This is a genomic window from Geosporobacter subterraneus DSM 17957, from assembly GCF_900142145.1.
Classification (GTDB): domain Bacteria; phylum Bacillota; class Clostridia; order Peptostreptococcales; family Thermotaleaceae; genus Geosporobacter; species Geosporobacter subterraneus.
In genome coordinates, this window is sequence record NZ_FQZV01000007.1 from 24,184 (window position 1) to 38,782 (window position 14,599).

The following is a 14,599-nucleotide window of genomic DNA, read 5'->3' on the forward strand; positions in this document are numbered from 1 at the left end:
ACTTTATCTTACAGAAGGAGTCATGAATTGGTCATAACAAAAATAAAAAACATAAACCACTTGGTTTATGCTTTTTATTCTTCAGCCTTTTTTTCTTGTTCTTGATCTTGGAGTGCAGCTTTTCTTGATAGGTTCAATCTTCCTTGCTTGTCAATCTCTAATACTTTAACAAGAATTTCGTCACCAACAGCCAAAACATCCTCTACCTTGGAGATTCGCTCTTTTGCGATATGCGAAATATGAACCAAACCTTCTTTACCCGGCAAAATCTCCACAAATGCACCAAAAGTGGTAATTCTTGCTACTTTTCCCATGTAAAGTTCTCCAGGCTGTGGTTCCTTGACAATTCCCTCAATCAGCTTAAGGGCTTTGTTACCACTTTCCATATCCGATGCTGTAATGAAAACACTTCCGTCATCTTCAATATCAATTTTAACGCCTGTTTCATCAATGATTTTATTTATTGTCTTTCCGCCAGGACCAATAAGTTCCCTTATTTTATCCGGATGAATGGTGGTTCGGATGATTCTTGGTGCATAAGGGGACATTTCTGCTCTTGGTTCAGTGATTGCTTCCTTCATTTTTCCTAATATGTACATTCTTCCCTCTTGGGCCTGTGCCAACGCACGTTCTAGAATTTCTTTGTTGATGCCGTCAATTTTAATATCCATTTGTATAGCCGTAATTCCTTTTTCAGTACCTGCAACCTTAAAGTCCATATCGCCTAAGAAGTCTTCCATACCTTGAATATCACTTAAAATAGAAACCTTGTCATTTTCTTTAATCAGGCCCATGGCAATTCCTGCAACCGGAGCCTTAATAGGTACCCCTGCATCCATGAGTGCCAGCGTGCTTCCGCATACAGCGGCTTGGGAAGTACTTCCATTAGAGCTAAGAATTTCAGAAACGAGACGTATTGTATAAGGGAACTCTTCCTCTGAAGGAATTACCGGTTCTAGTGCCCTCTCAGCTAAAGCACCATGTCCAATTTCTCTACGTCCAGGTCCCCTTAAAAATCTAGCTTCTCCAACACTATAAGGCGGGAAGTTGTAGTGATGCATATATCTCTTTGACTCTTCTTCTCCTAAACCATCTAGAATCTGGGCATCTCCAATAGCTCCAAGGGTTGCAACCGTAAGTGCTTGGGTCTGTCCCCTTGTAAATAGCCCTGTTCCATGAACCCGTGGCAAAACGGATACTTCACAGCTTATCGGTCTGATTTCCTTTGGCTTTCTGTTATCTGGCCGCACTTCTTCATCTAAAATCATATTTCTTACTTGTTCTTTAATGAGTTGATATAGGGTCTCATCGATATCCTTCTGGCTTTCCGGGTACTTTTCCAGTAAAGCGGCTAGGGTCTCTGCTTTGACTGCTTCCATATTCTCATTTCTTTCCATCTTATCTACGGTTTTGATAGCTTGTATCATTTTTTCTGTAGCAAATTCTCTTACTTCCTTTTCGATAGTTTCATCTACCTTAAACAATTTAACTTCCTGCTTGGATTTACCTACCTCTTGAGCAATACCTTCAATAAATGCTACTATTTTTTTGATCTCTTCATGAGCAAATAAAATAGCTTCTAACATTACACTTTCGCTTATTTCATTACACCCTGCTTCAACCATCATAATTGCATCCTTAGTACCTGAAACAACTAGATGCATTTCGCTCTTCTCTCTTTCAGCGGCGGTAGGATTAACGATAAACTGTCCATCAATTAATCCTATGATTACAGAACCTGTAGGGCCATTAAAGGGAATATCAGAAATAGACAGCGCAACAGATGACCCAATCATTGCTACAACATCAGGTGTACAGTCTTGATCTACAGAAAGGACAGTAGCTATAACCTGTACATCATTACGATATCCTTTTGGAAAAAGTGGTCGTATGGGTCTGTCAATCAGCCTTGATGTCAAAATCGCCTTTTCTGTTGGACGTCCTTCCCTTTTTATAAAGCCGCCTGGTATTTTTCCTACAGAGTAAAGACGCTCTTCATAGTCACAGCTTAAAGGAAAGAAGTCAATACCTTGCTTTGGTTCAGCAGATGATGTTGCAGTCACAAGAACTACGGTATCTCCATATCTGACCAATGCGGAGCCGCTCGCCAGCTGGGCGAATTTTCCCAATTGAATTTCAAAGGGTCTTCCAGCTAGTTCAATTTTATAAGTCTTTTCCATTTTAAACCTCCTCACATTTAATTTTCAAATCTAATATATATTCTATACTAAATCTAGTATTTCCTACATTTTCGAAAAAATCACTTAAACAATCATAAAATAAAGAGCGGGATCTTCCCGCTCAAAAGGTACTATTTTCTTAATCCTAGTTTTTCAATAACACTTCTGTATCTTTCGATATCTTTTCCCTTCAGGTAGTTCAACAGATTTCTTCTCTTACCAACCATTTTTAATAAGCCCCGTCTTGAGTGGTGATCTTTCTTATGAACCTTAAGATGTTCATTTAACTCATTAATTCTTGTAGTCAATAATGCGATCTGAACTTCCGGAGATCCAGTATCACTCTCATGTACTTTATGCTCGTTAATGATCGTTACTTTCTTTTCCTTATTCATCGTCATGCTACATTCACCTCCTTATTTTATAATCGCCATAGGCCAAGTAGTACGTCGGAGTTTCGTATTACATAGCTCATGGTTCCATACAACGCCTAATTCTATCATAAATAACAAAGCCTGTAAAGGGCAGGCACAAAAAAATAGTTATAATATTTCTCCAAAAAAATACTCCCTTGTCCCTTCTAAATCTCTAGCCATTTGCCCAATCAATTCAACCTTCGAAGAAAACCTTATTTCCCGTCTAGCCCGATATAAGAACAATACTTCTATTTTCTTTCCATAGATCATATCATCAAAATCTACTAAATGAGTTTCAATGCTTATGGGATGCTCCCCAAAAGTAGGATTATGACCTACATTCGTTGCACTATAATAAATCTTTTGATCCAATATAGTCTTTGTATAGTACACACCGGGGCTTGGCAAAACAAAAGAGTCGTCTAATTCTATGTTCGCCGTTGGAAAGCCTAGCTGCTTACCCATTCCCCTTCCATGAATAACGGTTCCAGTAATAGAAAAAGGTTTGCCTAAATAAAGATTTGCCTTGCTGATTTGCCCCCCCTGGATTAGCTGTCTTATCACCGTACTGCTGATGATTTCATTTTCAATTGCAACCGGTTGAATGACTTGCAATTGGTAATCATGCTGATCTTTCATATGTTCTAGCAGATGGATATCACCCTTTGCCTTGTACCCAAAACGATAATCATAGCCTACCACTGCATGTTGCATGTTTAACCGGCGGATAAGTATTTCTTCTATAAATTTCTCGGGAGCTAACATTCTCTGCTTTTCGTCAAACTCTATAAACAAAGTATAATCCACACCCAGTTCACGAAGCAGTTGAAGTTTTTGCCTGTCCGATGCAATCTTCAGTGGCCCTCTGTTATTCGAAGTTAAGCTTTTAGGATGATTTCGAAAGGTATAAATCACACTGGGAATGTTGTGCTTCTTACAGATTTCTACAAGTTTTATAATAAGTGTTTTATGTCCCATGTGAATGCCATCAAAGTTACCAAGCGCAATCCCTGTGGCATTAGACTGAAAATCTACATTATCTAAAGAAGTAATTATTTTCATACGGCTGCCCCTTTAATTAAAAACTCTCTGTATATCAATATAAAACTGATTTTCTGTTTTGACAATACCAATAGCCATAAATTTTTCTTCTGCATAGATTTTTACATATTCATTTTCCTTTAATGGATCATGTCGTAGAATATTTTTCTGCAGCATGTCATTGCCATTTAATAAATATTTTATGGAGCTAGATCTGATATAAACATTTGGCAAATTGTACAAAGGATAGTCTATAGGAAAAAGATAATTCCTCTCAATATCTTCAACAGCTGTTTCTTGAAGGTCCTCCAGAGTAACAGTTTCTCCCAGCTTAAATCTACCGCTGGCTGTTCTGAGCAGAAAGGACATATGGCCCCCTGTATTCAGTTTATTTCCAATATCCTCGCATAGTGTTCTGACATAGGTTCCCTTTGAACAGCAAACATCGAATAGTACCTTATGTCCTCTTATGTCGAGTATATTCAATTCATAAATGGTGACTTTACGTGCTTCCCGCTCAATAGTTTTTCCTGCCCTGGCCAATTCATACAATTTTTTTCCCCGATGCTTTAATGCAGAGTACATAGGCGGATATTGCAGAATTTCCCCTTTAAAGGTATTAAACACGCGAATGATTTCTTCTTGCGATACCTCACGTTTCCCTACTTTAGTGACAGTTCCCCATCGGTCTTGGGTATCTGTATTACACCCTAAGGTCAACTCGCATCGATAAGCTTTGGCATCATTCAGAAGAAACTGGCTTACTTTAGTAGCATTACCGATGCATATTGGCAAAACGCCGGCAGCCATCGGATCTAAGGTGCCTGTATGTCCTACTTTTTTAGTTTTCAACAGTCTTCTAAGATATCCTACCGCATCATGGGAAGTCATATGTGGAGGCTTTAACAGATTAATAATACCGTCCATCCGATCACCTATCGTTCTAAAAATTTAAATGCTTTAATAATCTGTTTGCCAGCTTCCTGTATACTGCCTTGCAGCGTACACCCGGAAGCTTTTCTGTGGCCCCCGCCTCCGAAGTCTGCGGCAACTTTACTGACATCTACTTTATATTTCGAACGCAGCCCGACCTTGATCTCAGCAGGAGAAAGCTCCTTCAACAATACAGCTGCCTCAACACCCTCAATATCTCTTGCAAATTCAACTAATCCATCTGCATCCGTCGGATCCGCTTTAACTTTCTCTATCATGTCCTGAGTAACGGACAATATAGATAGTTTTCCAGCATAATGCAACTCTAGGGTATTTAAGACTTCTCCCAGCAGTTTTAATTTTTCATAAGGCTTGTTCTGGTATAGCCTAACAGTGATTTCATTTAGATCCAACCCATATTCCAGCAAGTCCGCAGTAACCCGATGGGTTTTTGCAGTAGTGTTATCATATTTGAAGCTGCCTGTATCTGTTGAAAGAGCGCAATATATACAGGTGGCTATTTCTTTGTCTATCGCTATATTCATTTTTTGAAGCAGCTCATAGATAATTTCACCTGTAGCAGCTGCCTTGACATCTATATGATTATACTCAGCAAATTGAACATTGGTAATATGATGATCTATATTAATCGTCCTGGCAGCATGCTTTAAATAATCTGCACGCGTTCCTAATCTATCTAGGTCGCTGGAATCAACCGCTACAATTACGTCGGGACAAACATCCTGAGGAAGCTCATGATAAATATATTCTAGAGGAAGAAAATCTAAGCTGGATGGAACCTCATCCTCCACTAAAATAGTAGCCTTTTTACCGATCTTTTTTAGAGCCAGTAAAAGGGCTAGTGATGAACCAATTGTATCACCGTCAGGATGAATGTGTGGGAGGATAAGAATACATTTCCCCCCGTTCAACACATCTGCAATATTAGTTAGTGTTGTCATCGTTTTCATTTCTTGTTTCCTTTGCGTTTACCTTATTGATAAGAGAAGAAATATACAGCCCTTTTTCTATAGAGGTATCCATTTTAAATATGGGCTCTGGTGTATATCTTAACTTTAAGCTTTTTCCTATCTCTTTTCTCACGAATCCAGCTGCTTTCGTCAAACCATCTATGGTACTTTCTTTTTCCTCCTGTGTTCCGTAAACGCTAATAAAGATATTTGCATACCTTAAATCCCTGGTCACGTCCACGTCAACTACACTGGTAAGATTGGAAATCCTTGGATCCTTTAATTCATTTCTTATAAGATGACTTACTAATTTTTTTATTTCTTCTCCAATTCTATTTGTTCTGGGATATGCCATTTTTTTCACCTTTCTTTCGTACCAGCTATCCTCTTTTTACTTCTTCAATAATATAAGGTTCAACAATATCCCCTTCTTTTATATCATTATAGTTTTCTAAGCCTATACCACATTCATATCCGGCATTTACTTCTTTTGCGTCATCCTTGAATCTTTTTAGTGATGAAATAGATCCTTCATGAATGACAATTCCATCTCGAATTAACCTTGCCTTAGCGTTTCTGGATACCTTTCCTTCCATTACATAGGCTCCGCCAATTGTTCCGATACCGGGAACCTTGAAGGTAGCTCGAATTTCTACCTTGCCCAAAACAACCTCTTTGTATTCAGGCTCCAGCATACCTTTCATCGCAGCTTCTACATCTGAAATGGCTTCGTATATGATTCGATAGGTTCTTAAATCCACATTCTCACGCTCAGCAAGACTGGATACTGCTGAAGAAGGTCTTACATTAAAGCCGATGATAATGGCGTTGGAAGCTGATGCCAATAAAATATCAGATTCAGTAATTGTTCCAACACCGCCATGAATAACCTTAACCTTTACCTCTTCATTGCTAAGCTTAACCATTGACTGCTTCACTGCTTCTACAGACCCTTGTACATCAGCCTTTACGATAATATTTAATTCTTTTACGCTTCCTTCTTTAATCTGTTTAAACAAGTCTTCTAAAGTCACCTTTGCAGTTACATGGAGGTTCTCTTCTCTAAACTTGGCTTTTCTCTTTTCACCAATTTGTCTTGCAATTTTATCTTCTTTAACAGCATTAAAAAGATCTCCTGCTTCAGGAGCATCCGATAGTCCCAAAATCTCTACTGCAGTTGAAGGACCAGCTTTTTTGATATTCTTTCCTTTATCGCTGACCATCGCTCTAACTCTTCCATAGGCTGAGCCAGCCACCACTGCGTCGCCAACCTTTAAAGTTCCATTTTGAACTAAAATCGTAGCGACCGGACCACGTCCTTTATCAAGCTTTGCTTCAATAACGGTACCTGAAGCCAAGCGATTAGGATTCGCCTTTAACTCTTGCATTTCTGCGACCAAAAGAATCATTTCTAAGAGAGTATCTAAACCTTCACGGGTATGGGCAGAGACAGGCACCAGTATGGTATCGCCTCCCCACTCTTCAACCAATAATCCTTGATCAGCTAATTCCTGTTTTACCCGATCTGGATTTATTCCCGGTTTATCAATCTTATTCATCGCAACAATAATAGGTACGTTAGCGGCTTTAGCGTGACTCAATGCTTCTATGGTCTGCGGCATAACCCCGTCATCTGCAGCTACAACTAGAATAGCTATATCTGTAACCTTCGCACCTCTTGCTCTCATAGAAGTAAATGCCTCATGACCCGGTGTATCTAAAAACACAATTTTCTTTCCTCTTACCTCAACCTCCGAAGCCCCAATATGCTGTGTAATGCCACCGGCTTCTTTAGCAGTAACATGGGTTTTTCGGATTGCGTCCAATAGAGAAGTCTTTCCGTGGTCAACATGGCCCATAACCGTAATTACCGGAGGTCTTTCCTTTAAATCCTCTGGTCTGTCTTCTTCTTGCTCTAATCCAACTTCTACTTCTTCTTTTTCCTCTGTTTTTTCAACAGATATGCCATAATCAGAGGCAACTACGCTCGCCGTATCAAAATCAATTTCCTGATTGATTGTAGCGAATACCCCTAAAGCAATAAGTTTAGTCATTACTTCTGATACACCTTTGCCTAACAAATCTGCAAAGTCTTTTACTGTAATCGAACCTTCAATCTTTATTGTTTTCTCTTCTATCATATTTTGCACAGACGGTTTCTCCATATTTTCTTTATGATGTTTGTTTTTTGAAGCCTTTTTCGGCTCCTCGATAGACTTCTCCACCTTAGGTGGCTCACTGCTGCTCTTGTTATCCTCACCATTATACATTTCCATAATAATATCAACTTCTTCATCTTCCAGAGTACTCATATGATTGGCCACTTGAACTCCAAATTCAGCTAGTTTACTGATCAGTTCTTTGCTAGATACTCCCAAATCCTTAGCTATCTGATAAACACGTATCTTTGACATATTATTCACCCCCCGAATTTTTTACACCATGACCTTCCTCGTTTATTAGCTTTAACAATGTTTGGGAAAAGGCTACATCCTTAATTCCATACACAGCTCGGTTGCTCTTTCCTATTGCATGAGACATCTGGTCCCGATCACCGTAGGTTATCATTTTGATATTTCTATAGGAACATAAATCGTGAAATTTTTTTTTTGTATTTGCCGAAGCATCTTCTGCTACAATTAATAGCTTTATATTCCCTTTTTTAATATATGCCTCACAAGTATCTTCCCCGGTAACCAGGTTGCCAGAACGCTGTGCAAGTCCCAATAAGGAAAAAAATTTACTTGGCATTTTTTCCCAGCTCCTCTTGTAGTTGCTGGTAGATGCTTTGATCGATCTCTTGTTCAAAAGCTCTGTTTAAGGCCTTCTTTTTTTGTGCCTTAGTTAAACATTCTACATTATTGCAGATATATGCACCTCTGCCAGCAGCCTTACCTGTAAAATCTATCTTGATATCGCCCTCTTTGCTTTTTACAATTCGGATTAGTTCTTTTTTAGGTTTTCCTTCCATACAACCGATGCACTGTCTTAGAGGTATCTTTTTCACTTTCATGCACAGTACCTCCCCTACTCATTTGACTTCCCGTGGGCAACAGCTTCTTTATACTGTGTTTCACTCTTGATATCAATTTTCCAGCTTGTTAGCTTAGCAGCTAATCTTGCATTTTGTCCTTCTTTACCAATTGCTAAGGATAATTGATAATCTGGCACTACTACTAAAGCAGATTTCTCATCCTCTTTTACTTCTACCCGCACAACCTTTGAAGGACTCAAGGCACTGGCGATGAATTCCTCAGGATTCTCACTCCATTTAATAATATCTATCTTCTCGCCCCTCAGTTCATCTACGATAGCCTGTACTCTCGTTCCCTTATGTCCCACACAGGCCCCTACAGGATCTACATTGGGATCCTTTGAATAGACTGCAATCTTTGTTCTTGAGCCTGCTTCCCTTGAAATACTTCTAATTTCAACCACACCATCGTGAATTTCCGGCACTTCTAATTCAAAGAGTCTTTTTACTAAGCCGGGATGAGTTCTAGACACAAGTATTTGAGGTCCTTTTGTAGTCTTTTTTACTTCGATGATATAAGTTTTTATTCTGTCATTATGTTTATACTCTTCCTCGGGCATCTGTTCCCCTGGTGCCAAAATAGCTTCAGTTTTACCTAAATTTATAAAAACATTACCCTTGCTGATTCTTTGTACGATGCCTGTTACAATTTCGCTTTCCCGGTTGATGAATTGGTCGTAAATAATTCCCCGTTCCGCCTCACGTATTCTCTGTACAACAACTTGCTTTGCCGTTTGGGCAGCTATTCTTCCAAAGTTTTTCGGTGTTACTTCCTTCTCAACTACATCTCCAATTTCATAATTTCGGTCTATCTCCTTAGCCTCATCTAGGCTAATCTCGAGTAATTCATTTTCAGCCTTTTCAACTACATCCTTTAGTGAGTAGACCTTTACTTCACCACTGTCTCTATTAATATAAACTTTTACATTCTGTGCTGAACCATAATTGCGTTTGTATCCAGATATTAAAGCAGCCTCTATTGCATCAATTAAAATGTCTTTTGAGATCCCTTTTTCCTTTTCTATTTGGTCAAGAGCCTCAATAAACTCTCCATTCATTTTTACACCCTCCCTATTCAATTATTACAGCAAGCTTAACCTTGCCAATCTTTTCCCTGGGAATTTCTATTTTCTTCTTCCCATCCGCTTTTATGCTTACAAAGCCATTTTCAAGTCCTATTAGTTCCCCTTCTATCGTTTTTTTCCCATCTAGGGGTTCATATAAAGAAATCTGTACAAGTCTTCCTTTAAATTTTTCATAGTCCTTATCCTTTTTTAATTCTCGATCTAAGCCTGGCGAGGATACCTCTAAATAGTAACTCTCCTCAATAGGATCTGTTTCATCAAGCTTTTTACTTAGTGTCTCACTAACTGCTTGACAGTCATCTAAGGTGATACCTTCTTCCTTATCTATGTAAATTCTTAGAAACCAATCCTGTCCTTCCTTTACATATTCAACGTCTACCAGTTCAACTCCATTTTCTTCTGTTATAGGCAATGCCAGTGCTTCAACAATATCTACCGTTCTTTTCTTTCCCAATTTATACCCCTCCTATGAAATTTTAATAAACTCAGCTTATACATACATATTTTTCCGTAAAAGGATAAACTTTATTCTGTTAATAAAAGTAAGTAAATAACAGCAAAGAGTGGGATATAGCCCACTCTTTGTACACAAAATAGTTTTCTGCAACTAAAATTATAGCATACTATAAAAACCTATGCAAGCCTAAAATAATGACAGTTGATTGGTATCTGGCAACCCTTCTAAACATCCATGGGCTTGAAGGGTTTCAATAACTGTTTTCGTCAGCCGCGCATTCTCTCGTAAATGCTGTAGGGAAATAAACTGACCTTCCTTTCTGCTTTCACAAATGCTTTTGGCTGCATTTTCTCCAACTCCCTGTAATGCGCGTAGTGGAGGCAATAGATTAGTCCCAGATATTTTAAAACGTTCCGCATCGGATTCGTAAAGGTCTACTTTTAAGAATCCGAATCCTCTGGAGTACATTTCATGAACCACCTCAAGTACCGTTAAAAAATCCTTCTCTTTCTGAGAAGCGTTATTTCCCAGGCTCTCAATCTCTTTAATTTTATTTGCCACATGTTCTCTGCCTTTTACTACAAGATCAGCATCAAAATCAGAAGCCTTTGTAGTAAAGTAAGTAGCATAGAAAGCAAGAGGATAATGTACTTTAAAATATGCAATTCGAAAGGACATCATCACATAGGCTGCTGCGTGGGCTTTCGGAAACATATATTTTATTTTATTACAGGAATTGATATACCATTCCGGTACATTGTTCTGTCTCATTATTTCCTCATCTGCACTATTTAACCCTTTTCCTTTTCTTACATTTTCCATGATTTTAAAAGCTGTTTTCGGCGGCAAACCCTTATAGATGAGGTAATTCATAATATCATCTCTGGTAGAAATCACATCTTTTAGCTCTGCAATTCCTTGCCTTACTAAATCCTGTGCATTATTCAACCACACATCAGTTCCATGAGAGAGTCCACTAATCCGGACCAGCTCAGCAAAGGTAGTAGGCTTTGTATCCACAAGCATCTGACGAACAAATTTTGTTCCAAACTCTGGGATTCCCAGACTTCCCGTTTCACATTCAAAATCATCATGTACAATTTTCAAAGGATTTAGGCTGGTGAATATTTTTACGGTTTCTTGATCATCTAAGGGAATCTGCGTGGGATCTAACCCCGTTAAATCCTGAAGCATACGAATAATAGTTGGTACGTCGTGCCCCAGTATATCAAGCTTTAGCAGCCTTCCACTGATGGAATGATAATCAAAATGCGTAGTGATAACCCCTGAAGAATCATCATTGGCAGGATACTGAATCGGACAGAAGTCGTAGATTTCTTTATAATTTGGGACGACCATAACTCCACCGGGATGCTGACCTGTGGTTCGTTTAACACCTGTACAACCTTTTACCAATCGGGTAATTTCCCGATTATTTACGAATACTCCTTTTTCATCAAAGTATTTCTTTACAAATCCGTATGCCGTTTTTTCAGCAATGGTACCGATTGTACCTGCTCTGAAAACATACCCGGTTCCAAATAGTTCTTCTGTATATTTATGTGCATTTGCCTGATACTCACCAGCAAAGTTCAAATCAATATCTGGCTCCTTGTCTCCCTCAAACCCTAAAAAAACTTCGAAAGGGATATCGTGACCATCTTTAATATAGTCTTCACCGCATTGAGGACATTTCTTGTCTGGCAAATCAGCTCCACTTCCAATGCTTCCATCCAAAATAAATTCCGAATGCTTACAATTGCCACATACATAATGAGGCGGCAGTGGATTAACTTCTGTAATATCACTCATGGTCGCTACAAATGAAGATCCTACAGATCCTCTGGATCCAACAAGATAACCATCCCTTAAGGATTTTGTAACCAGTTTGTGGGCAATAATATACATCACAGCATAGCCATTGTTAATAATAGAATTCAACTCTCTGTCTAATCTTTTTTGTACAACTTCTGGCATAGGATCACCATAAATCCTTGTAGCCTTTTCATAACACATCTTTCTTAAATCTTCTTCTGAACCTTCAATAATCGGCGGGAAGGTTTCATCAGGTATAGGAATGAGAGAATCAATTTCCTCAGCAATTTTATTCGGGTAGTCTACCACTACTTCCATAGCCTTCTCTTTTCCTAGATAAGCAAATTCTCTAAGCATTTCTTCCGTGGTCCGCAGATATAAAGGAGTTTGTTCGTCTGCGTCATCGAATCCTTGTCCGCTCATCAGAATTCTTCTGTATACCTCATCCTTTGGATCAAGGAAGTGCACATCCCCTGTAGCTACAACCGGCTTATTAAATTTTTCCCCCAAGCTTACAATTTTTTGATTTATAGCCATTAGCTCTTTTTCATCTTTAACCAATCCCTTATCTATTAAAAACTGATTATTAGAAAGAGGCTGGATTTCTAGATAATCATAATACTTTACAATACTATCAATTTCTCTTTGGGAACGGTTTGCTAATATAGCCCTATAGAGCTCACCGCTCTCACAGGCGGTTCCAATTATGAGACCCTCCCTATAGCTGCTCAGTAAAGACTTGGGGATTCGAGGCTTCTTATAAAAATATTCTAGATGAGATGCAGATACAATCTTATATAGGTTTTTCAAGCCCACTGCATTTTTAACCAGGATAATTATGTGATAGGTATCCAATTTTTTTACATCAATCCGATCTTGAAATAAATCATTTAAATCCTTTAGCTGATTTATGTCTCTCTCCATCACCATATCAAGAAATTTCAAAAATATATGAGCTGTAGCTTCTGCGTCATCTACTGCCCTATGGTGATTCTTCAGCGATACATCTAAAGCCTCAGCGATCACATTCAAACGGTATTTTTTTAGCTTAGGTAATAGTACTTTTGCAAGGGGTAAGGTGTCTACTACAGGCACATCAAAGGATAGTCCATGCAACTGACAATTTTCTTTTATAAAAGAGGTATCAAAGACTGCATTATGGGCTACGATCACGGCCCCCTCAATAAAGGACAGAAACTCCGGCAGAATTTTATCTATGGTAGGTTGGTTTTTCACCATCTCATCAGTAATTCCCGTAAGTTCTGTAATATTTGTAGGTATAGGTATAAGTGGATTCACAAAGGATTGAAAACGATCAATAATTTGCCCGTTTTCAATTTTCACAGCCCCAATTTCAGTAATCTTATCATGTTTACTGGATAAGCCCGTTGTCTCGATATCAAATACTACATAGGTTTGGTGAATAGATTCCTGCTTACAGCCAGTGACTATGGTTTCCCCGTCATTGATCAAATAGCCTTCAATTCCGTAAATTACCTTAATGCCATTCTTTTTGCCCGCTTCCATGGCCTCAGGAAAAGCCTGCACAACACCGTGATCTGTGATGGCAATCGCAGGATGGCCCCATTTTGCAGCTCTCTTAATCAGTGCAGATGCTGAAACGACACCATCCATTGCACTCATCTGTGTATGGGTATGGAGTTCTATCCTTTTTACATTGGCATGATCCTCACGAATAGTTGGTATTCCTTCCATTATATCGTTTGCCATTACTACTACTTCTTTAGAAAATGTATCGTACCGTACATCTCCTTTTACCCGTAGATACTTACCAATATAAAGAGCTTCATTCAAAGAATCCTTCTGCTCTTTCTTGGCAAAAAACTTTAATCCGATAGAATTGTCATAATCAGTTATACTCATCGTATATAGGATTTTCCCATTTTTTAATTCTCTTGTTTCCAGATCAAAAATTTCACCCTCAATTGCAACAATACCTGACTCTTCCGTCACGGAACCAATAGGTACAGAAATGTCTTGAAATTTCTTTCCCAAAATGATGTTTTTCTCAAAATCTGAAGGTGCATTTTTTTTCTTTGAGGTTTGAGTTTCTGCAACCGTTAATATTTCTTTTAGGAGGTCCTGGGTCTCTTTTTCTTTTTCAAGATGATACTGAATCTGCGCTGCACTATCAGGCACTTCTGGAGATTCTATAGAAACCTGTATTTCTTTGTTAAATTCATTTTTGAATATCTCTTTTATAAAATTATCGATTCTTCTCTCCAGCAAGTTGTATTTTCCTATACTGTCTTTAACCTTTATGATCAGCCTAGAGGCTTCGAAGCTTATTTCCGCCTCTGTTATCCAAGCCGCTGAAGAAGGCATCTTTCTATTTAATTCGTAAAGAATGTTATCCCAGTAATTTTCCAATACTTTATCTTGGTCTTTCAAATTATCATATCTAGGCAAAAAATAGATATCCCGTATAAAAGGGATATGTTTTTTTAAATGCTCTTTAGCCTCTTCAAAATAACGTTTATGTATAATTTCTTTAGGTACTACTATTACACTTAATATCTTATCGTTTCGATGATATGTCACCTTTTCTATGACAGCATCGAAATGAACAGGCTTTCCAGAAAAAACATCACCTATTACATCCTTTAATAAAGCATTCATCTGATGCCCCCCGTTTTTATCAGATTA

12 protein-coding genes are annotated in these 14,599 nt (G+C 38.4%); all 12 read right to left on the reverse strand.

Going from position 1 to position 14,599, the window contains the following annotated elements:
- Window positions 1–74: 74 nt before the first annotated feature.
- The 12 genes from BUB56_RS02885 to BUB56_RS02940 all read right to left on the reverse strand — a co-directional run bounded on the left by BUB56_RS02885 (window position 75) and on the right by BUB56_RS02940 (window position 14,572).
- Window positions 75–2,180, reverse strand: coding sequence for a polyribonucleotide nucleotidyltransferase (locus tag BUB56_RS02885; RefSeq protein WP_110939880.1), 2,106 nt, complete (start codon window positions 2,178–2,180; stop codon window positions 75–77).
- 131 nt (window positions 2,181–2,311) lie between these two features.
- Entirely contained in the window at window positions 2,312–2,575 is a 264-nt protein-coding gene (rpsO, locus tag BUB56_RS02890; RefSeq protein WP_278319445.1) for a 30S ribosomal protein S15, read from the reverse strand.
- A 147-nt stretch (window positions 2,576–2,722) separates the two neighbouring features.
- Entirely contained in the window at window positions 2,723–3,658 is a 936-nt protein-coding gene (locus BUB56_RS02895; protein ID WP_110939882.1) for a bifunctional riboflavin kinase/FAD synthetase, read from the reverse strand.
- Window positions 3,659–3,670: 12 nt separating this feature from the next.
- Window positions 3,671–4,564, reverse strand: coding sequence for a tRNA pseudouridine(55) synthase TruB (gene truB, locus BUB56_RS02900; protein WP_110939883.1), 894 nt, complete (start codon window positions 4,562–4,564; stop codon window positions 3,671–3,673).
- An 8-nt stretch (window positions 4,565–4,572) separates the two neighbouring features.
- On the reverse strand, window positions 4,573–5,541 hold the full coding sequence (locus tag BUB56_RS02905; RefSeq protein ID WP_110939884.1) for a DHH family phosphoesterase: 969 nt from the start codon (window positions 5,539–5,541) through the stop codon (window positions 4,573–4,575).
- Window positions 5,516–5,896, reverse strand: a complete 381-nt coding sequence (gene rbfA / locus BUB56_RS02910; protein WP_110939885.1) for a 30S ribosome-binding factor RbfA — start codon at window positions 5,894–5,896, stop codon at window positions 5,516–5,518. The genes BUB56_RS02905 and rbfA overlap by 26 nt, the downstream gene beginning before the upstream one ends.
- A 25-nt stretch (window positions 5,897–5,921) precedes the next feature.
- On the reverse strand, window positions 5,922–7,955 hold the full coding sequence (infB, locus tag BUB56_RS02915) for a translation initiation factor IF-2 (protein WP_110939886.1): 2,034 nt from the start codon (window positions 7,953–7,955) through the stop codon (window positions 5,922–5,924).
- Between the two features lies 1 nt (window position 7,956).
- On the reverse strand, window positions 7,957–8,292 hold the full coding sequence (locus BUB56_RS02920; RefSeq protein WP_110939887.1) for a L7Ae/L30e/S12e/Gadd45 family ribosomal protein: 336 nt from the start codon (window positions 8,290–8,292) through the stop codon (window positions 7,957–7,959).
- Window positions 8,282–8,554: an RNase P modulator RnpM gene (gene rnpM, locus BUB56_RS02925; protein ID WP_110939888.1), complete on the reverse strand. Its 273-nt coding sequence runs from the start codon at window positions 8,552–8,554 to the stop codon at window positions 8,282–8,284. Before rnpM ends, BUB56_RS02920 begins: the two co-directional genes overlap by 11 nt.
- Window positions 8,555–8,568: 14 nt before the next feature.
- Window positions 8,569–9,633 carry a transcription termination factor NusA gene (gene nusA, locus BUB56_RS02930; protein ID WP_110939889.1) on the reverse strand — a complete coding sequence of 355 codons (1,065 nt, stop codon included), beginning with the start codon at window positions 9,631–9,633 and terminating at the stop codon, window positions 8,569–8,571.
- Window positions 9,634–9,646: 13 nt separating this feature from the next.
- Window positions 9,647–10,114 (reverse strand): ribosome maturation factor RimP, encoded by a 468-nt coding sequence (gene rimP, locus BUB56_RS02935; RefSeq protein WP_190014124.1) that lies wholly within the window; start codon window positions 10,112–10,114, stop codon window positions 9,647–9,649.
- Window positions 10,115–10,303: 189 nt separating this feature from the next.
- Entirely contained in the window at window positions 10,304–14,572 is a 4,269-nt protein-coding gene (locus BUB56_RS02940) for a PolC-type DNA polymerase III (protein WP_110939890.1), read from the reverse strand.
- Window positions 14,573–14,599: the final 27 nt, after the last annotated feature.